20 protein-coding genes and 1 tRNA gene are annotated in these 17,452 nt (G+C 70.7%); 9 read left to right on the top strand and 12 right to left on the bottom strand.

Going from position 1 to position 17,452, the window contains the following annotated elements:
• The first annotated feature begins 62 nt into the window (after nucleotides 1-62).
• From acs to GEV26_RS01585, 3 genes are all read left to right on the top strand, one after another.
• A complete protein-coding gene (gene acs / locus GEV26_RS01595; RefSeq protein ID WP_153651441.1) occupies nucleotides 63-2,021 on the top strand; it encodes an acetate--CoA ligase in 1,959 nt (652 codons plus the stop codon).
• A gap of 135 nt (nucleotides 2,022-2,156) precedes the next feature.
• On the top strand, nucleotides 2,157-2,327 hold the full coding sequence (locus GEV26_RS01590; protein WP_153651440.1) for a hypothetical protein: 171 nt from the start codon (nucleotides 2,157-2,159) through the stop codon (nucleotides 2,325-2,327).
• Between the two features lie 38 nt (nucleotides 2,328-2,365).
• Complete coding sequence (locus tag GEV26_RS01585; RefSeq protein WP_153651439.1) at nucleotides 2,366-2,755, top strand: phage holin family protein; 390 nt, start codon at nucleotides 2,366-2,368, stop codon at nucleotides 2,753-2,755.
• Here GEV26_RS01585 and GEV26_RS01580 read toward each other — a convergent pair.
• From GEV26_RS01580 to nth, 5 genes are read right to left on the bottom strand one after another with little or no spacing between them, the layout of a single operon-like run.
• The gene (locus GEV26_RS01580; RefSeq protein WP_153651438.1) at nucleotides 2,752-3,573 is read right to left on the bottom strand and encodes a hypothetical protein; all 822 of its coding nucleotides are present in this window, start codon (nucleotides 3,571-3,573) and stop codon (nucleotides 2,752-2,754) included. The genes GEV26_RS01585 and GEV26_RS01580 overlap by 4 nt on opposite strands.
• Nucleotides 3,573-4,790, bottom strand: a complete 1,218-nt coding sequence (locus GEV26_RS01575) for a MarP family serine protease (RefSeq protein WP_243838837.1) — start codon at nucleotides 4,788-4,790, stop codon at nucleotides 3,573-3,575. Before GEV26_RS01575 ends, GEV26_RS01580 begins: the two co-directional genes overlap by 1 nt.
• Nucleotides 4,742-5,392 (bottom strand): NUDIX hydrolase, encoded by a 651-nt coding sequence (locus GEV26_RS01570; RefSeq protein WP_153651437.1) that lies wholly within the window; start codon nucleotides 5,390-5,392, stop codon nucleotides 4,742-4,744. Before GEV26_RS01570 ends, GEV26_RS01575 begins: the two co-directional genes overlap by 49 nt.
• Nucleotides 5,389-5,994 carry a TlpA family protein disulfide reductase gene (locus GEV26_RS01565; protein WP_153651436.1) on the bottom strand — a complete coding sequence of 202 codons (606 nt, stop codon included), beginning with the start codon at nucleotides 5,992-5,994 and terminating at the stop codon, nucleotides 5,389-5,391. Before GEV26_RS01565 ends, GEV26_RS01570 begins: the two co-directional genes overlap by 4 nt.
• Nucleotides 5,991-6,656: an endonuclease III gene (gene nth / locus GEV26_RS01560; RefSeq protein WP_153654910.1), complete on the bottom strand. Its 666-nt coding sequence runs from the start codon at nucleotides 6,654-6,656 to the stop codon at nucleotides 5,991-5,993. The genes GEV26_RS01565 and nth overlap by 4 nt, the downstream gene beginning before the upstream one ends.
• Nucleotides 6,657-6,822: 166 nt before the next feature.
• Between nth and GEV26_RS01555 the strand changes: the two genes are divergently transcribed.
• Entirely contained in the window at nucleotides 6,823-7,500 is a 678-nt protein-coding gene (locus GEV26_RS01555) for a Crp/Fnr family transcriptional regulator (RefSeq protein WP_153651435.1), read from the top strand.
• An 84-nt stretch (nucleotides 7,501-7,584) separates the two neighbouring features.
• On the opposite strand, the gene GEV26_RS01550 is transcribed toward GEV26_RS01555, so the two are convergent.
• The 5 genes from GEV26_RS01550 to sp36 all read right to left on the bottom strand — a co-directional run bounded on the left by GEV26_RS01550 (nucleotide 7,585) and on the right by sp36 (nucleotide 10,861).
• On the bottom strand, nucleotides 7,585-8,481 hold the full coding sequence (locus GEV26_RS01550) for a DUF559 domain-containing protein (RefSeq protein ID WP_153651434.1): 897 nt from the start codon (nucleotides 8,479-8,481) through the stop codon (nucleotides 7,585-7,587).
• A 178-nt stretch (nucleotides 8,482-8,659) separates the two neighbouring features.
• Nucleotides 8,660-9,430 carry an MBL fold metallo-hydrolase gene (locus tag GEV26_RS01545; RefSeq protein ID WP_153651433.1) on the bottom strand — a complete coding sequence of 257 codons (771 nt, stop codon included), beginning with the start codon at nucleotides 9,428-9,430 and terminating at the stop codon, nucleotides 8,660-8,662.
• Nucleotides 9,427-10,251 (bottom strand): NUDIX hydrolase, encoded by an 825-nt coding sequence (locus tag GEV26_RS01540; RefSeq protein WP_208431007.1) that lies wholly within the window; start codon nucleotides 10,249-10,251, stop codon nucleotides 9,427-9,429. Before GEV26_RS01540 ends, GEV26_RS01545 begins: the two co-directional genes overlap by 4 nt.
• Nucleotides 10,248-10,706: a RidA family protein gene (locus GEV26_RS01535; protein WP_153651432.1), complete on the bottom strand. Its 459-nt coding sequence runs from the start codon at nucleotides 10,704-10,706 to the stop codon at nucleotides 10,248-10,250. Before GEV26_RS01535 ends, GEV26_RS01540 begins: the two co-directional genes overlap by 4 nt.
• Complete coding sequence (sp36, locus tag GEV26_RS01530; protein ID WP_153651431.1) at nucleotides 10,706-10,861, bottom strand: Sp36 family protein; 156 nt, start codon at nucleotides 10,859-10,861, stop codon at nucleotides 10,706-10,708. Before sp36 ends, GEV26_RS01535 begins: the two co-directional genes overlap by 1 nt.
• 109 nt (nucleotides 10,862-10,970) lie before the next feature.
• Here sp36 and bagA point away from each other — a divergent pair, with 109 nt between their 5' ends.
• Together bagA and bagB are read left to right on the top strand one after the other, a co-directional pair.
• A complete protein-coding gene (gene bagA, locus GEV26_RS01525) occupies nucleotides 10,971-11,930 on the top strand; it encodes an ATPase BagA (protein ID WP_153651430.1) in 960 nt (319 codons plus the stop codon).
• Nucleotides 11,927-13,132, top strand: coding sequence for an ArsA family ATPase (gene bagB, locus GEV26_RS01520; RefSeq protein WP_153651429.1), 1,206 nt, complete (start codon nucleotides 11,927-11,929; stop codon nucleotides 13,130-13,132). Before bagA ends, bagB begins: the two co-directional genes overlap by 4 nt.
• 24 nt (nucleotides 13,133-13,156) lie before the next feature.
• On the opposite strand, the gene GEV26_RS01515 is transcribed toward bagB, so the two are convergent.
• Nucleotides 13,157-13,414, bottom strand: coding sequence for a WhiB family transcriptional regulator (locus GEV26_RS01515; protein ID WP_153651428.1), 258 nt, complete (start codon nucleotides 13,412-13,414; stop codon nucleotides 13,157-13,159).
• A gap of 179 nt (nucleotides 13,415-13,593) precedes the next feature.
• Between GEV26_RS01515 and GEV26_RS01510 the strand changes: the two genes are divergently transcribed.
• Nucleotides 13,594-15,765 (top strand): transglycosylase domain-containing protein, encoded by a 2,172-nt coding sequence (locus GEV26_RS01510; protein WP_153651427.1) that lies wholly within the window; start codon nucleotides 13,594-13,596, stop codon nucleotides 15,763-15,765.
• 116 nt (nucleotides 15,766-15,881) lie between these two features.
• On the opposite strand, the gene GEV26_RS01505 is transcribed toward GEV26_RS01510, so the two are convergent.
• Complete coding sequence (locus tag GEV26_RS01505) at nucleotides 15,882-16,343, bottom strand: GatB/YqeY domain-containing protein (protein ID WP_153651426.1); 462 nt, start codon at nucleotides 16,341-16,343, stop codon at nucleotides 15,882-15,884.
• A 69-nt stretch (nucleotides 16,344-16,412) separates the two neighbouring features.
• On the opposite strand from GEV26_RS01505, the gene GEV26_RS01500 reads away from it, so the two are divergent.
• Both GEV26_RS01500 and GEV26_RS01495 read left to right on the top strand, forming a co-directional pair.
• The gene (locus tag GEV26_RS01500) at nucleotides 16,413-17,327 is read left to right on the top strand and encodes a metallophosphoesterase (protein WP_153651425.1); all 915 of its coding nucleotides are present in this window, start codon (nucleotides 16,413-16,415) and stop codon (nucleotides 17,325-17,327) included.
• Between the two features lie 7 nt (nucleotides 17,328-17,334).
• A tRNA-Pro gene (locus GEV26_RS01495) sits at nucleotides 17,335-17,408 on the top strand.
• The last annotated feature ends 44 nt before the right edge of the window (nucleotides 17,409-17,452 follow it).

The following is a 17,452-nucleotide window of genomic DNA, read 5'->3' as shown; positions in this document are numbered from 1 at the left end:
AGTGTGCCACGGGTGCGCCACCACGCCCGTCCCGTGCCGGACCACGAGCACCAGGAGACGACATGACCGAGCAGAACATCAGCAACCTGTCCCGCGAGGAGCGGACGTTCGCCCCGCCGGCGGATCTCGCCGCGAACGCGAACGTCAAGGCCGACGTCTACGAGACCGCGGCCGCGGACCCCGTCGCGTTCTGGGGCGAGCAGGCGGACCGTCTCGACTGGGGCACGCCGTTCACCGAGGTGCTGGACTGGTCGAACGCGCCGTTCGCGAAGTGGTTCGTCGGCGGCAAGCTCAACGCCGCGTACAACTGCGTCGACCGCCACGTCGAGGCCGGCAACGGCGACCGGGTCGCGCTGCACTTCGTCGGCGAGCCCGAGGACGACACCCGCGACATCACCTATTCCGAGCTCAAGGACCTGGTGTCCCAGGCCGCGAACGCGCTGATCGACCTGGGCGTCGAGACCGGCGACCGCGTCGCGATCTACCTGCCGATGATCCCCGAGGCGGTCGTCGCGATGCTGGCGTGCGCGCGCCTCGGCGCCCCGCACACCGTGGTGTTCGGCGGCTTCTCCGCCGATGCGCTGTCCAGCCGCATCCTGGACTGCGACGCCAAGGTCGTCATCACCGCCGACGGCGGCTTCCGCCGGGGCTCGCCGTCGGCGCTCAAGCCCGCGGTCGACGAGGCGCTGCAGAAGTGCCCCGACGTCACCGGCGTCCTCGTCGTGCGGCGCACCGGCCAGGACGTCGAGTGGACCGAGGGTCGAGACGTCTGGTGGCACGAGACCGTCGACCAGGCCTCCACCGAGCACACCCCGGAGATGTTCGACGCAGAGCACCCGCTCTACGTGATGTACACGTCCGGGACGACCGGATCCCCGAAGGGCATCCTGCACACGACCGGCGGCTACCTGGTGCAGTCGGCGTGGACGTTCTGGGCGGTCTTCGACCACAAGCCCGACGACGTCTACTGGTGCACCGCCGACGTCGGCTGGGTGACCGGCCACTCCTACATCGTCTACGGCCCGCTCGCGAACGGCGCGACGCAGGTGCTCTACGAGGGCACCCCCGACACCCCGCACAAGGGCCGCTGGTGGGAGATCATCGAGAAGTTCAAGGTCACGCTGTTCTACACCGCGCCCACTGCGATCCGCACCTGCATGAAGTGGGGCGAGGAGATCCCCGCGAAGTTCGACCTGTCCAGCCTGCGCATCCTCGGCTCGGTGGGCGAGTCGATCAACCCCGAGGCGTACGTCTGGTACCGCGACCACGTCGGCGGCGGTCGCACCCCGATCGTCGACACGTGGTGGCAGACCGAGACCGGCGCCCACATGATCAGCCCGCTGCCCGGCGTCACGTCCGGCAAGCCCGGGTCCGCGATGACCGCGATCCCCGGCATCTCGGCCGAGGTCGTCGACGACGCCGGCAAGCCGGTCGACAACGGCGAGGGCGGCTACCTCGTCATCACCGCGCCCTGGCCCTCGATGTTGCGCACGATCTGGGGCGACGACGAGCGCTACAAGAAGACGTACTGGTCGCGCTGGCCGCAGTACTACTTCGCCGGAGACGGCGCCCGCAAGGACGAGGACGGCGCGATCTGGCTGCTCGGCCGCGTGGACGACGTCATGAACGTGTCGGGGCACCGGCTCTCGACGACCGAGATCGAGTCCGCGCTCGTGTCGCACCCCAAGGTCGCCGAGGCCGCGGTCGTGGGTGCCACGGACGACACGACCGGCCAGGCCGTCGTCGCGTTCGTGATCCTGCGCGAGTCCGCCGGGGACGGCGGCACCGAGGTCCTCACCGAGCTGCGCAACCACGTCGGCCACCAGATCGGGCCCATCGCCAAGCCGCGCCAGATCATGGTCGTCCCCGAGCTGCCCAAGACCCGCTCGGGCAAGATCATGCGGCGCCTGCTGCGCGACGTCGCAGAGAATCGCGAGGTCGGCAACACCACGACCCTCGCCGACTCCGGGGTCATGGACCTCATCACGAGCGGCATGCAAAAGGCCACCGACGAGGACTAGTCGCCTGCGAGTGGCGCGGTGGGCGGTCCACCGGACCCACCCCACTGCGCCACTCGTGTGGTGTTGGCCACACGCACAGGCGTAGGACGGGTCACGTTCAGGTTTCGGTCAGGTCGATCTGGGCACGATGGGCCCATGGAACCGACCCCCACGAGCACCGAGCGTGCCGCCGAGTCGACTGCCCACAACCGCCGCCGCGTGCGGACCGATCTGGTCGCCGGCGCGCTCCTGCTCGGCGTCGTGGTCGGCGGCAACATGATCTGGCACTCCCCCGACGTCGGCATCCTCACGGTGCTGGGACGCTGACCTGCGCACTGTGCCCGAACGCTTGTAGGCTCGCACCCATGAGCTCCACGGAAGACCCGACGATCGGTCGGCTCGTTGCCGATGCCAGCCGCGACATCTCCGCCCTGGTGCAGGCCGAGATCCAGCTCGCCAAGAGCGAGCTCAAGTTCAGCGCCAAGGCAGGTGGGGTCGGCGCGGCGATGATCGCGGTCGCCGCCTTCTTCGGCCTGCTCATCATCATCTTGCTGTCGATCGCGTTCGCGTACTTCCTGACCTGGACGGGACTCGACCCCGCGTGGGCGTTCCTGATCGTCGCGGGCGTCTACCTCGTGCTCGCGGCGGCTCTCATCTTCATCGGCATCAAGATGCTGAAGAAGATCCGCGCCCCCGAGAAGACCATCGCGACCGCACGCGAGATCCCCGCGGCCCTCAAGGGCCGTACGAGCTAGGAGGCCCGGCGGCCCGTCGCCAACCGGGCGACCAGGCCGACGACGATCGCGACGGCCCCGCCGATCGCGATCCACTCCAGCCAGCCGGCCAGCGAGTCCGACGCGCGATCCACCAGCAGGCGCTGGACCGTCCGAGCGAACGCGTTCTCGTCCTTCGCCTCGTCCACGAGGCGCGGTGCGATCTCCGACGACGCGAACCGGACCACGCCCGCCACGACCAGCGCGCCGACCCCGAGGGCCGCGACCGCGAGCGGACGGCTGCGGGCCGAGAGCAGCGACGTCACACCGGCCACGATCACCACGAGGAGCCCCAGCAGGCCGAACGTCGTGGACTGCGGGACGGCCTGGAGCCGGTCACGGTCGGACGCCGAGCCGATCGACACCGTGAGGTCCTGGGGGACGCGCAACGACACCGGCAGGTCCTTGTCGACCCGGTCGGTGACGAACTGCGCCATGGGGCTCACGTCGACGGTCAGCGGCCCGCTCGCGTCCGAGAACGCCGACCGGTGCAGGCTGCGCTGCGTCTGCTCCCACGCCTCCACGAAGCCCGGCTGATTGGTCGTCGTCCGGGCGACCGCGGCGAGCGCGGACGCCGCGACGTCCTCGAGACGTCGGGGCAGCACGCCGCGCTGCACGAAGTCGTCGGCGAGGTAGTCCGCGAACGCGACCTGGAGCTCGTCGTCCATCGCCAGCTGGCTGCTGAACTCGACGTACCCGTCCTCCTGCGCGACGTGGGAGGAGACCCACAGCAGCGGCACGGTCACGATCCCGGCGAGCACCGTCAGGAGCCACGCGACGAGCGACGAGAACGACCGCATCAGGCACACTCCCCCGTCGAGACGGGCTGCGTGGCCGCGATGCCCTTGCGGGCGTCCTCGGCGACCTGGTCGGCCGTCAGCGCATAGCCCGTGGACTTGTTGGAGACCGAGGCCGCGAAGATCACGCCGAGGACCGATCCGTCCCTCGACACGAGCGGCCCGCCGGAGTTGCCCGAGCGGACCAGGCCGCGGACCGAGAAGGTCTCGCGCACGACCTGCCCACGGTCGTAGATGTCCGGGCTGCGCAGCCGCATCTCGCTGCGGATCCGGGCCGCCCTGGCGTCGAAGGGACCGTTCTCGGGATAGCCGAGGATCGCTGCGGACTGGCCGGCCTTGCCGCCGCGGTCGAACGACAGGGGCGCGAGGCCGAGCCCGTCCACGGCCAGCACCGCGACGTCCAGGTCGCGGTCGAACAGCACGACCCGCGCCGGCACCCGGCGATCACCCACGACGACGGACGGTGCCTCGACCCCGGCCACGACGTGCGCATTGGTCATGACCCGGCCGTCGGCGTACGCGAAGCCGGACCCCTCGATGCCCCGGTCGCACCTGGCCTGGCCCAGGATCTTCACGACGCTCTCGCGGGCCTTCTGCACGCCCGGTCGGGCCAGCGTCGCGGTGTCGGGCGGGCCGACCTCGGCGATGTCCTCGCTCTCGAACGGGTCGATGTAGCGCGGGAACAGGTTGGAGTCGAGCACCTCGTTGAACGACCGCAGCACAGAGGTCGCCTGCGCCGGCATGACGCCGTCGACGCGCTGGAGGATCGAGGAGTCGCGCGAGGCGGTCGACAGGTAGGGGATCGACGTCCCGCTGACGGAGTAGCCGAGCGCCCACGCCGCGCACAGCACCGCGACCATGCTGAGGGCGCTGCCCGCGACCGCGTCGACCCACCGCAGGGGACGCCACGTGAGCCCGTCGCGCAGGACCGAGCCGACGTACGTGCCGATGGCCTGGCCGATCGCCGCGGCGCCGATCACGAGGCCCAGCGCGAGCAGCGAGCTGGACAGCGTGGGCGTGCCGCCGGACAGGACCTGCGGCACCAGCGCGATCGCGAGCAGGCCGCCGATCAGCAGGCCCACCGTCGCGACGAGGTTGATCACGAAGCCCTGGACGTAGCCCGAGACCGCATAGGCCACCAGGATGACCACGATGACCAGGTCGAAGGAGTTCATCGCGAGGGCAGCTCGGGCAGCGGTCGGGTCACGCTGTCGTCCCACGGCTGCTCCCAGCCGAGCCGCTCGAACAGCCGGGAGATGACTCCTGCGGTGAAGCCCCAGAGCGGCATCGGGGTGCCCACCTCGAATGCTGGCCCCATCCAGCCCGAGGTGTGCCGGACGCTGAACCGGTTGAGCGGGTCGACCAGGCTGCGGATGGGCTGGTGGATCACCGTGACGACCTCCTGGTCGCTCACCGGTCCGAGCGGCTTCGGCTCGCGCCAGAAGCCCAGCACGGGTGTCACGGCGAAGTTGCTCGGCGGGAGCCACAGGGTCGGCAGGGTGCCGAAGACCTCGACCGTGCCGGGGTCCACGCCGACCTCCTCCTGCGCCTCGCGCAGGGCGGTCGCCGCCGCGTCCGCGTCCTCGGGATCGGACTTGCCGCCCGGGAACGCGATCTGGCCCGGGTGGTTGCGCATCGTGGCCGCGCGCTCGGTCAGCAGCAGCTCGGGGCCCGCCTCGCCCTCGGAGAACAGCATCAGCACCGCGGCCGGGCGCGCATCGGGCGGGACGCTGGGGAAGTTGGGCGACAGCTGCCCCGCGTCCACGGACGCGGCGAGCTCCTCGAGCGGCCGGAGCCAGTCGGGCAGGCCGTCGGCCGTCATGGCGCCACTCCCAGATGATCGTCGATCGCGGCCGTCAGCTCGGCGTACGAACGGAACTCCTTGCGCTCCGTGGCGACCATTCTTCCCTGTGCGTCCACGAAGATCGTCTGCGGCAGGTTGACGACCTTGAGCGAGGCGACGGTCGTGCCCTCGGGGTCGACGAGCTGGGGGTACGTCACACCGGTCGCGCGGGCGAGCTCGATCGCGTCGTCGGGGGCGGCGTCCTTGAAGTCGATGCCGATGAACTGGACCCGGTCGCCGTACGCCTCGTCGGCCTTGGCGAGCAGGGGCATCTCGTTGCGGCACGGCGCGCACCAGCTCGCCCACAGGTTGATGACGGTGGGCTTGCCACCGAGCGCCGACAGGTCGACCGCACGGCCGCCGCCGAGGCACTCGAGCGTGACGTCCGGCAGGTCCGCGGCAGGTCGGCCCGGCGCGGGGCAGTCCTCGATCCCGGCGGCCTCCTTGGCACCGCTCAGCTCGTCGGGTGCGAACGTCGGCGCGGGGCCCCCGAACGTCGGCTTCGTGCTCGTGGGCTCGTCGGACCCGCAGGCTGCGACCGTGAGCAGGGCGGCGACGGCGACCAGCGCCCGGATCCTCATGCGGGCCCTTGGGTGGTCACGAGCGCGGCCGCGACGACCGGATCGGTCGGCCCGGTCCCGTACGCGGGGCACCAGTGGGCCACGGGGCAGGCTCCGCAGGCCGGCTTCTTGGCATGGCAGCGGCGGCGCCCGTGCCAGATCAGCCGGTGGCTGAGCATCGTCCAGTCCTTGCGAGGGAAGAGCGCACCGACCGCGTGCTCGGTCTTGACCGGGTCCTTCGCGACGTCCTCGGTGACCCACTCGAAGCGTCGGACGAGCCGGGCGAAGTGCGTGTCGACCGTGATGCCCGGGACGCCGAACGCATTGCCCAGCACGACGTTCGCGGTCTTGCGGCCGACGCCCGGCAGGGTGACCAGGTCGCTCAGGCGAGCGGGGACCTCGCCGTCGTACCGCTCCACCAGCGCGGCGGACAGGCCCAGCAGGCTGTCGGTCTTGGCCCGGAAGAATCCGGTCGGCCGGATGATCTCCTCCAGCTCGGCGCGGGGGGCGCCCGCCATCGCGTACGGATCGGGGAACGCCGCGAACAGCGCGGGGGTGATCGCGTTGACCCGTCGGTCGGTCGTCTGCGCCGACAGGACGGTCGCGACGAGGAGCTCGAACGGCGTACGGAAGTCCAGCTCGCACCCTGCCTCGGGATAGGTCTCGGCGAGCACGCGATGCATCTTGCGGGCCCGGCGGACCAGGGCTGTGTCCGGTCGGGTCACGGTGGTCGGCACGTGCTCCAGAGTACGTCCCCCGGCGCGTGGCTCGCGGTGAGACGCCCGGATGTGGGAAACTGCGGGAGGGTGCACACATCGTGACCTCTGTGACACGACCGATAGGAAGACCGTGACCGACGACGTTCTGCGCCAGGCACCGCTGTTCTCCGGCCTCGACGACGAGGCTGCGGAGGCCCTCGAGTCCTCGATGTCGTCGAGCTCGTTGCGCCGCGGAGAGATCCTCTTCAACGAGGGCGACGACGGCAACCAGCTGTACGTCGTCACGGACGGCAAGATGAAGCTCGGACGCACGTCCCCCGACGGCCGCGAGAACCTCCTCGCGATCCTCGGCCCCGGTCAGATGTTCGGCGAGCTGTCGTTCTTCGACCCCGGACCCCGCTCCGCGACCGCCACGGCCGTCACCGACGTCGAGCTGAAGTCGCTGGGACACGAGGCCCTGAGCCCCGTCCTCAGCGCGCACCCCGATGTCGCCCACGCGCTGCTCAACCAGCTCGCGGGCCGCCTGCGCCGCACCAACGAGGTCGTCGGCGACCTGGTCTTCAGCGACGTCCCCGGTCGCGTCGCCAAGGCGCTGCTCGACCTGGCGTCGCGCTTCGGCCGCCGCGCGGACGACGGCATCCACGTCAACCACGACCTCACGCAGGAGGAGCTCGCCCAGCTGGTCGGCGCCTCCCGCGAGACGGTCAACAAGGCCCTGGCCGACTTCGCCTCACGCGGCTGGCTGCGCCTCGAGCCCCGCAGCGTCGTCATCCTCGACCTCGAGCGCCTCCAGCGCCGCGCCCGCTGACCCCTCCCGCCCCGCCCCGCCCCGTCTCCGAGATTTGGCGGGTTTGGCCCGCCACATGTCACGCCGCGTGATGTTTGGCGGGCTCTAGCGGACACATCTCGGACGGGCGCCGCGATAGCCGCGCTCGGCGAGCGCGTTGTAGACCCGCCAGGCGATCTGTGACTCATCGGCGAAGTCCTCGGCCGTGATGACGATGACGCGCCAGCCGAGCGACTCGATCCGCTCGCGCCGCAGGTGGTCGCGCTGTCGCTGCCCGGCATCGCGCTCGTGGTGCCAGCCGTCGTGCTCGACCAGCACCTTCCATCGCTCGTACACGAGATCGCCGTTCGCGATGTGGATGCCCGCGTCCGCGAAGATCCCCGCATTGGGCTCCGGCATCGGCAGACCGCTCGACCACACGATCCAGCGCACGTCGGACTCGCGGACCGAGTCGACCCGCTCCCTGACCAGCGGCGCGACGCGGCGCGCCCGCTGCACGCCGTCGAGGTGCTCCGCGATCGCGAACGCGCGCAGGTCGAGCAGGTCCACGAATCCCTGCCGGACGAGCCAGTCGCCGATGCGCAGGAGCTCGCGGTCGTCCACGTCCGTCGCGACGTCGACGAACGTCCGCGCCGGGTCGAGGACCGGCACCCCGTGGACGAAGGCCGAGCGCAGCCGGAACTGGCGGCGGTGCAGCACGATCCCGGGCCGGTCGATCCGGGTGCCCGACGCGGTCGAGAAGTGCAACGGGTCGTCGGGCAGGCCGTCGTAGCCCGACCACACGAGCGCGGTCTGGTGGCTCAGCGCCGCGTCGTCGGGCAGCACGAGGAGGGCGCCGCGGACGCGCAGGTCCAGCGTGGCCGGCGTGCCCACTGCGCGAAAGACGCCCCGGTGCACCGTGGCGAATCGCGGCCCCTGGAGGGCTCGCCGCCCGACGCCGGCGGAGGCCGCGTCCGCGACCGTGAACGCGCGCCCGATCAGGGCAGCGGGGACAGGTTCCATCCCTCGACGATCCGGGAGGCCGCAGACGAGCTGAACCCGCGAGTCCCGAGCTGTGGACGGCGTACGCCCGCCGCCCGACCTGTGGACACCAAGATTTGGCGCCTTGAGCCCGCCAGAACTCACGATTCGTGAGGTGTGGCGGGCCAAACCCGCCAAATCTTGGAACCGACGGGCGGGGCTAGGCGCGCAGGTAGGCGAGCTGGGCGGCGACGCTCTGCTCGGCGGCGGGCCACAGGGTCTGGTCGACGTCCTGGTAGACCGTCTCGACGACCTCGCGCGGAGTGGTCGCTCCGGCGGCGACCGCGGCACGGACCTGGTCGAGGCGCTCGGCACGGTGCTCGAGATAGAAGTCCACGACCGCCAGCGGATCGGTGACGACGGGGCCGTGGCCGGGCAGGATCTGCTCGACCAGCCCCTCCTCGACCAGCTCACGGACGCGGGCGAGGGAGTCCAGATAGGGGCCGAGGACGCCGTCGGGGTGCGCGATGACCGTGGTGCCGCGACCCAGGATCGTGTCGCCGCTGAGCAGCAGACGCTCGGCGCCGACCAGGAAGCACGCGGAGTCCGTGGTGTGCCCCGGCGTCGCCAGGACCTCGAGCCGCAGACCGTCGACGTCGATCGTGTCCCCGTCGGCCAGGACGTCGGCGGAGCGCGTGTACGCGGGGTCGATCGAGCGGGTGGGCGCCCCGGTCAGCTCGACGATCCGCTCGAGCGCCTCGGTGTGGTCGTGGTGCCGGTGCGTGAAGAGCACCAGCGCGACCTCTCCCGCGGCGTCCAGCACAGCCTGCAGGTGGCCGTCGTCGGCCGGCCCCGGGTCCACGACGACCGAGCGGGCGGCTCCGGGCTCCCGCAGGATCCACGTGTTGGTGCCGTCGAGCGTCATCAGTCCCGGGTTGTCGGCCAGGACGTACGACGCGCGCTCCGAGACGGTGACGGCACTGCTGCTCATGCGGGACCTCCGAGGTCGGTCTCGAGATAGGGCTCGCCGTCGACGACGACGAGCGCGGGAAGGACCGTGTGGATCGTCCGCTCGGCGGCTGCCGCGAGCACGGTGCCGGCGGTGAAGGCCGACACCTCCCGGCACGCGGTCACGGTGGGCGGCATCATCGCCGCCTCCCCGGCCTCGACCGCCCGCAGCACCGCACTCAGCGGCGCCCAGTCGGCGCGGTCCGCCTCGCGGCTCATTGTGCCGACCTGCTGCCCCTCCGGCAGTGCCGCGACGAAGAACCGGGTGTCATAACGACGCGGCTCGAACGCCGGGGTGATCCAGTGCGCCCAGGCGCCGAGCAGGTCCGCCCGCAGCACGAGGCCCTCGCGGTTCAGGAAGTCCGCGAACGCGAGCTCACCGGCCTCCAGGGCCTCACGGGCGGCCTGCATCTCCGCGCCGCTCGTGTCGGCGACCACCGTGTCGCCGTCGGGGCCGGCCAGCAGGATGCCGGTCTCCTCGAACGTCTCGCGAACTGCGGCGACCACGAGACCACGCGCCAGGTCGGGGTCGCACCGGAACCGGCGACCCCAGTCCGCGGCGTCCGGGCCGAACCACGGCGTCGGCAGCTCGACGTCCGCAGCCGCCAGCCCGCCACCGGGGAAGACGTACATCCCGGCCGCGAACGCCATCGACGTCTGCCGCCGCATGAGATACGCCTCGATGCCCTGCTCGCCGTCGCGGACGACGACGATCGTCGCCGCGTCCTTCGGAACGGCCGGATCGGCCGGCGGGTTGACGGCGCGCTCGCGCAGCCGCGCGGGCATCGGGATGCGGACGGTCATCGGACCTCGACGACCAGCTCGACCTCCACCGGGGCGTCCAGCGGCAGGACGGGCACGCCGACGGCACTGCGGGCGTGCTGGCCGGCATCGCCGAACGCGGCGCCGAACAGCTCGCTGGCGCCGTTGGCGACAGCCGGCTGGCCGGTGAAGTCGGGCGTGCTGGAGACGAACACCGTCGCCTTGACCACTCGCACCACGTCGTCCAGGTCGACCAATGACTTCACGGCCGCGATCGCGTTGAGCGCGCACTGCCGCGCACAGTCGTACGCGTTGTCGGCGCTGACGTCGCCGCCCACCTTGCCGGTGGCCAGGAGCTGGCCGTCCTGCAGCGGCAGCTGTCCCGACGTGAAGACGTACGATCCCGAGCGCACCGCCGGGACGTACACCGCGACGGGGGCCGGCACCGGCGGGACGGACAGGCCGAGCTCGGCGAGGCGGTCGTCGACGGCAGCCATCAGCTCGCCGGGCGCTTGAAGTAGGCGACCAGGTTCTCCGGGTTCATGCCGGGAACGATCTGCACGAGCTCCCAGCCGTCCTGGCCGAAGTTGTCGAGGATCTGCTTCGTGGCGTGCACGAGGACCGGGGCGGTGAGGTACTCCCATTTCGTCATGGGCCGACTGTATCGCTGCACGCCGCCCACGGGGGGCCCGCCGATGCCCGCTGCCGGCGGATGCCCGCGATCGACGGGCGATCTGGCCTGTCCTCGGTAGGCTCGACACGTGCCCCATTCCACCCAGCTCCACGTCGTCACCGGCAAGGGCGGCACCGGCAAGACGACCGTCGCCGCCGCCCTGGCCATGTCCCTCGCCGGGCAGGGCAAGAAGGTCCTGCTGTGCGAGGTCGAGGGCCGCCAAGGCATCGCCCAGCTGTTCGACGTCCCGCCGCTGCCCTACGAGGAGCGCCAGATCGCGGTCGGCCTGGGCGGCGGCGAGGTCTACGCGCTGGCGATCGACCCGGAGGCCGCGCTGCTGGAGTACCTCGCGATGTACTACCGGCTCGGCCGGGCGGGCAAGGCGCTCGACAAGTTCGGCATCATCGACTTCGCCACGACCATCGCCCCCGGCGTCCGCGACGTGCTGCTGACCGGCAAGGTCTACGAGGCCGCCCGTCGCCGCGACGGCGACTCGTTCTCGTACGACGCGGTCATCATGGACGCGCCGCCGACGGGGCGCATCACCCGCTTCCTCAACGTGAACTCCGAGGTCGCCGGTCTCGCCAAGGTCGGCCCGATCCGCCGCCAGGCCGACTCGATCATGGAGATGATGCGTTCGCCGCAGACGCACGTCCACCTCGTGACGGTGCTGGAGGAGATGCCCGTCCAGGAGACCATCGACGGCATCGCCGAGCTGACGTCCGAGCGGCTCCCGGTCGGTCACGTGATCCTCAACCTCGTACGACCGTCACTCGTCTCGGCGACCACCCGTGACGCCCTCGAGGACGGCACGCTCGCGCCGTCGCAGGTCGAGCAGTCCCTGCAGCGGGTGGGCCTCGAGCCGGCCGCCGCCCCTGACCTGATCGAGGGCGGCCTGGCCCACCTGGAGCGCCAGCGCCTGCAGGACGGGCAGCGCACGATCCTGGAGGAGTGCGGCGTCCCCCTCGTCGAGCTGCCGCTGCTGGGTGACGGCATCGACCTGGGTGCCCTGTTCGAGCTCGCCGACCAGCTGGGAGACCTCGCATGACCGGGAAGGCACAGACGACCCCCTCGGCCCGCAAGGGACGGACGACGCCGCGCGGCGGCACCCGTACGACCGTCGCCGGTCGGCTCGACGTCGACGCGCTGCTCGACGACCGCACGACCGAGATCGTCGTGTGCTGCGGCTCCGGCGGAGTGGGCAAGACCACGTCCGCCGCGGCCCTGGCCCTCCGCGCCGCCGAGAAGGGCCGCACGGTGTGCGTCCTGACGATCGACCCCGCGCGCCGTCTCGCCCAGTCGATGGGGTTGACCGAGCTCGACAACACCCCGCGACCGGTCAAGGACGTCGACGACAGCGCCGGCGGGTCGCTCGACGCGATGATGCTGGACATGAAGCGGACGTTCGACGAGGTCGTCGAGCAGCATGCGACACCCGACAAGGCGCAGCAGATCCTCAGCAACCCGTTCTACGTGGCCCTGTCCAGCTCGTTCGCGGGCACGCAGGAGTACATGGCGATGGAGAAGCTGGGCCAGCTTCACGCGACCGGCCGCTGGGACCTCATCGTCGTGGACACCCCGCCGTCACGGTCCGCACTGGACTTCCTCGACGCGCCCGACCGGCTGTCGTCGATGCTCGACGGCCGGTTCATCAAGCTCATGCTGGCCCCCGCGAAGGGACCGGCGCGGCTGCTGAGCGCCGGCTTCGGCATCGTGACGAGCGCCCTCAACAAGGTGCTGGGCGCGCAGGTGCTGACCGACATGCAGACGTTCATCGCGGCGTTCGACACCCTGTTCGGCGGGTTCCGCCAGCGTGCCGAGAGCACCTACGCGCTGCTGCAGGCCAAGGGCACCGCGTTCGTGGTGGTCGCCGCACCGGAGCCGGCCGCGATGCGCGAGGCGTCGTACTTCGTCGAGCGCCTCGCCGCGGAGCAGATGCCCCTGGCCGGCCTGGTCGTCAACCGCGTCCACGAGAACGGCGCCGACGGCATCACCGAGGCCGACGCGGAGTCCGCGGGGCGCAGGCTCGCAGCGGGCGACGAGACCGACAAGATGACCGCCGAGCTGCTGGCGATCCACGCCGACCGCATGCGGGTCGACGCACGCGAGTCACGCCTCAAGAAGCGCTTCAGCGCGGCGCACCCCGCCGTGCCGACGGTGTCGGTGGCAGCGCTGGCCGGTGACGTGCACGACCTCGACGGCCTGCGCCGGATCGGTTCGCTGCTGAGCGGCGACGACCAGCAGGCGTGAGGACGTGGGGGCCAGACGTACTGGCTAGACCGCGACCTGGAGGATGCTGCGCCACGCGGTGACGTTCGGGCGACGACGCAGCAGCGCACGGCGCTCCCGCTCGGTCATGCCGCCCCAGACGCCCCACTCGATGCGGTTGTCCAGCGCTTCGGCCAGGCACTCCGCCCGGACATGGCACGTCCCGCAGACCTGCTTCGCACGGTTCTGCTCGGCGCCCTTGACGAACAAGGCGTCGGACTTGCCCCGACAGGCGGCTTCAGCCGCCCAGTTCTCATTCCACATCCTGTACCTCCCCCGAGACCGGTCGGATGACCGAAGTTGGTACTGACAAATCTAGGAACTTCGTCCTCCCGGCGGCAGACGCAAGCGGGCCATTTTGACTAGCCACAAAGAACTAGACACCTTGTCGCGTTCGTGTCGGGTGATGGAGGGGTTGCCGTCCGTCACGTACGCTGTGGGGCATGGCTTTGGACGACTTCCGCAACCTGCTACGCCGCGCTGCCCAGACCGAGCCGCGCACGGGCGGGCGCGGTGGTCGCATCGGCGTCATGGCCGGCCTCTCGGCGTTCGCCGGTCTGCTGATCGCCCTCATGATGATCCCGGCGACGGCGCTGGTCGCGGTCACGTTCAACGACGTGACCAATGACGTCGTCGAGATGCCTCTGGAGCTGGAGGACCAGCCCAACGCCCAGACGACCCGCCTCCTGGCCTCCAACGGCGACCTGATCGCGTACTTCTACAAGGAGAATCGGCAGGACGTCCCGCTGAAGGACATCGCGCCGGTCATGCAGGACGCACTGATCTCGATCGAGGACAACCGCTTCTTCGAGCACGGCGCCCTCGACCTCAAGGGCACGCTCCGCGCGCTGGTCAACAACGCGTCCGAGGGCCAGACGCAGGGTGGATCGTCGATCACGCAGCAGCTCGTCAAGCTCACGCTCGTGTCGCAGGCCACGACCAAGGAGCAGGTCAAGGCGGCCACCGAGAAGTCGACCGCGCGCAAGATCCGCGAGCTCAAGCTCGCGATCGACTACGAGGCGACGCACACCAAGAAGGAGATCCTGGAGCGCTACCTCAACCTGGCGTACTTCGGTGACGGCGCCTACGGCATCAGCGCGGCCTCGTTCCACTACTTCTCCCGCAGCCCCGACAGCCTCAACGCCCGGCAGGCCGCGACGCTCGCCGGCCTGGTCAAGAACCCGGTCGAGTTCGATCCCAACGTCTACCCCGAGAAGGCCCTGCAGCGGCGCAACACCGTGCTCGCGGTCATGGCGCGCCTCGGCAAGATCACGCCGAAGCAGGCCGAGAAGTTCCAGGCCGCCCCGCTCGCGCTCAAGATCACCGAGTTCCCCAACGGCTGCGTCAGCTCGGCCGCCGAGTTCTCGTGCGACTACGCCCGCCGCTGGCTGCTGCGCCAGCCCGCGCTCGGCGCCACGACCCAGGAGCGCCAGACACTCCTCGAGCGCGGTGGCCTGACGATCAAGTCCAACTTCGACCTGCGTGCCCAGAAGGCCACCGACGACGCGGTCGAGTCCACCGTGAAGCCCACCGACAACGAGGCCATCGCGGCGCTCGCGTCCATCGAGCCCGGCACCGGCAAGGTCCGCGCCCTCTCGCAGTCGCGTCCGATGGGCCGCAGCAAGAAGAAGGGCCAGTCCTTCATCAACTTCGTCGTCCCTCGCCGCTACGGCGACTCCGGCGGCTTCCCGGCCGGCTCGACGTTCAAGCTCTTCACCGTCACCGCAGCGCTCAACAAGGGCATCGACGTCGGCCAGACGTTCAACTCGCCGGCGAGCATGACCATCCCGGGCGGCTCGTTCAAGACCTGCGAGGGCCTCAACATCACCGATCCGTGGCCGGTCAAGAACTCGACCACGTCGGGCAGCAAGAACATGTACACCGGCACCCGCGAGTCGGTGAACACCTACTTCGCGCAGCTGGAGAAGATGGCCGGCCTCTGCAACGTCGTCAAGGCCGCCGAGTCGATGGGCATCACGGTCCTCGACAACCAGCAGGTCGGGCCGTTCACTCTCGGCGTCACCAACGTGAGCCCGCTCGACATGGCCGCGGCGTACGCGACGTTCGCCTCGGGCGGCGAGTACTGCAAGCCGCGTCCGGTCGCCGAGATCCTCGACGCCAAGGGCAACACGCTCAAGCGGTTCAAGCCGGTCTGCTCAGAGGTCATGTCCAAGGACGAGGCCGCGCAGATCAACGACATCCTGCGCGGGGTGCAGGAGCGCGGAGGCTTCGGCTTCCAGAACGGCACCGGGCTGCGGATCCCGTCAGCCGCCAAGACCGGAACCGCCCAGGACAACCAGTCGGTCTGGTACGTCGGTTACACCCCCGAGCTCTCGACCGCCTCGATGATCGCCGGCGTGAAGAAGAACGGCAGCCCGCGCTCGCTGGCCGGCGTCAAGATCAACGGCGCCTTCCTCAACTTCCAGTCCGTCGGCGGCAGCTCGCTGGCCGGCCCGATGTGGGCCAAGGCCATGCAGAAGATCCAGGACTACCTGACCCCGGTCAACTTCGATCCTCCGCCGAAGCGCCAGCCCGTGGCCAAGAAGGTGGCCAAGAGCGACGACGACCGGGGCAAGAAGCCCAAGCCGCGGGGCCGCGACCGCGACCGCGCCTGACCCCCCGCTCCACCGCTCCACCGCTCCACCCCCGCCCAGATCTGCGGAGTCCTGCACCGAATTCCCGCTGAGAAGCGTGCAGGAGCCCGCAGATCTGGGCGGGGTACGTGCGGGGGTCAGGCGCCGAGCTGGCGCTTGACCTCGGCGGCGACCGCGCCGCCGTCGGCCTTGCCCTTGACCTGGGGCGAGACGATGCCCATGACCTTGCCCATGGCCTTCATGCCCTCGCCGGCGGCCCCCGCGGAATCGACCGCGGCCGAGACGATGATCGCGATCTCCTCGGGCGACAGCTGGGCCGGGAGGTACTCGGCGAGGATCGCGGCCTCGGCCTTCTCCTTCTCCGCGAGCTCGGGACGGTTGCCGTCCGCGAACGCCTGGGCCGCCTCGCGACGCTTCTTGGCCTCGCGCTCGAGCACCGTCAGGACGTCCTCGTCGGTCAGCTCCTTGGCCTCCTTGCCGGAGACCTCGGCCGTGGTGATCGCGGTGAGCACCATGCGAAGGGTCGAGGTGCGCAGCGCGTCCCGCGCCTTCATCGAGGTGGTGAGGTCGGTGTGGAGCTGGTCCTTGAGAGCTGACATGGCCCCATTGTCCCACTGACCCGGCAGGCCCTCCGCGCGAAGTGCCCACCCGGATGACACCCTGATGCCATGCGTCCTGTCCTTTGGCCAGTCGCCGCAGCAGCGGCCGGGCTGGCGTACGCCGTGGCCGAGACCCGTGCGTTCACGGTCCGCCACGTGACCGTGCCCGTGCTCGCTCCCGGATCCGCCCCGCTGCGCGTGCTGCACCTGTCCGACACCCACATGACCCCTCGCCAGCAGCGCAAGCAGCAGTGGCTGCGCGAGCTCGCGGCCCTCGAGCCGGACCTCGTGGTCAACACCGGCGACAATCTCGCGCACTTCGACGCGGTGCCGTCGGTCCTCGACGCGTACGGCGACCTGCTCGACCTGCCGGGCGTGTTCGTGTTCGGCTCGAACGACTACTTCTCCCCCGTCCGCAAGAGCCCGACCGGCTATCTGACCGGTGGGACGGGTGCGGGCACCAGGGGCGCGTGGGAGCGCGAGCGGGATCTGCCCTTCGAGAGGCTGCGCGCCGCGTTCACCGCCCGCGGGTGGACCGATCTCGACAACCGGCACGGGGAGCTCGAGGTCGCCGGACGACGCCTGGCCTTCGTCGGCGTGGACGATCCGCACCTCAACTACGACGTCCTCGACGACGAGCCGGCCGACGCGTCGGCCGATCTCGCGATCGGGGTGGCCCACGCGCCGTACCTGCGAGTCCTTGATCGCTGGAACGCACTCGGCTACCCGCTGATCCTCGCCGGGCACACCCACGGCGGGCAGCTTCGGGTGCCGTTCTACGGCGCCCTGGTGACCAACTGCGACCTCGATCGTGCCCGCGCGAGAGGGCTTCACCGCCACCACACCCCCGGCAACGAACCGTCCTGGCTGCACGTCTCGGCGGGCATCGGGACCTCCCCGTTCACCCCCGTCCGGTTCTCGTGCCGCCCCGAGGCAACACTGCTCACCCTCACTGGGATAGACTCGTCCGGTCCCCGCAGGTAGGGGGCGTCGGGCTGTGGCGCAGCTTGGTAGCGCGCGTCGTTCGGGACGACGAGGCCGCAGGTTCAAATCCTGTCAGCCCGACACAGTGAAGGAGCCGGTCCACCGCCAGGTGGGCCGGCTCCTTG

Origin of the sequence: Aeromicrobium yanjiei, from assembly GCF_009649075.1 — a bacterium.
GTDB lineage: Bacteria > Actinomycetota > Actinomycetes > Propionibacteriales > Nocardioidaceae > Aeromicrobium > Aeromicrobium yanjiei.
This window is presented reverse-complemented; position numbering and strand designations above follow the sequence as displayed.

Bases quoted from the DNA above. Each gene is read 5' to 3' on its own strand.
- acs (WP_153651441.1), top strand. From the start codon at position 63: ATGACCGAGCAGAACATCAGCAACCTGTCCCGCGAGGAGCGGACGTTC.
- GEV26_RS01585 (WP_153651439.1), top strand. From the start codon at position 2,366: ATGAGCTCCACGGAAGACCCGACGATCGGTCGGCTCGTTGCCGATGCC.
- GEV26_RS01545 (WP_153651433.1), bottom strand. From the start codon at position 9,430: ATGAGCAGCAGTGCCGTCACCGTCTCGGAGCGCGCGTCGTACGTCCTG.
- GEV26_RS01505 (WP_153651426.1), bottom strand. From the start codon at position 16,343: ATGTCAGCTCTCAAGGACCAGCTCCACACCGACCTCACCACCTCGATG.
- GEV26_RS01540 (WP_208431007.1), bottom strand. From the start codon at position 10,251: ATGACCGTCCGCATCCCGATGCCCGCGCGGCTGCGCGAGCGCGCCGTC.
- GEV26_RS01515 (WP_153651428.1), bottom strand. From the start codon at position 13,414: ATGTGGAATGAGAACTGGGCGGCTGAAGCCGCCTGTCGGGGCAAGTCC.
- GEV26_RS01580 (WP_153651438.1), bottom strand. From the start codon at position 3,573: ATGCGGTCGTTCTCGTCGCTCGTCGCGTGGCTCCTGACGGTGCTCGCC.
- GEV26_RS01500 (WP_153651425.1), top strand. From the start codon at position 16,413: ATGCGTCCTGTCCTTTGGCCAGTCGCCGCAGCAGCGGCCGGGCTGGCG.
- sp36 (WP_153651431.1), bottom strand. From the start codon at position 10,861: ATGACGAAATGGGAGTACCTCACCGCCCCGGTCCTCGTGCACGCCACG.
- GEV26_RS01535 (WP_153651432.1), bottom strand. From the start codon at position 10,706: ATGGCTGCCGTCGACGACCGCCTCGCCGAGCTCGGCCTGTCCGTCCCG.
- GEV26_RS01565 (WP_153651436.1), bottom strand. From the start codon at position 5,994: ATGAGGATCCGGGCGCTGGTCGCCGTCGCCGCCCTGCTCACGGTCGCA.
- nth (WP_153654910.1), bottom strand. From the start codon at position 6,656: ATGCATCGCGTGCTCGCCGAGACCTATCCCGAGGCAGGGTGCGAGCTG.
- GEV26_RS01550 (WP_153651434.1), bottom strand. From the start codon at position 8,481: ATGGAACCTGTCCCCGCTGCCCTGATCGGGCGCGCGTTCACGGTCGCG.
- GEV26_RS01570 (WP_153651437.1), bottom strand. From the start codon at position 5,392: ATGACGGCCGACGGCCTGCCCGACTGGCTCCGGCCGCTCGAGGAGCTC.
- bagB (WP_153651429.1), top strand. From the start codon at position 11,927: ATGACCGGGAAGGCACAGACGACCCCCTCGGCCCGCAAGGGACGGACG.
- GEV26_RS01590 (WP_153651440.1), top strand. From the start codon at position 2,157: ATGGAACCGACCCCCACGAGCACCGAGCGTGCCGCCGAGTCGACTGCC.
- GEV26_RS01510 (WP_153651427.1), top strand. From the start codon at position 13,594: ATGGCTTTGGACGACTTCCGCAACCTGCTACGCCGCGCTGCCCAGACC.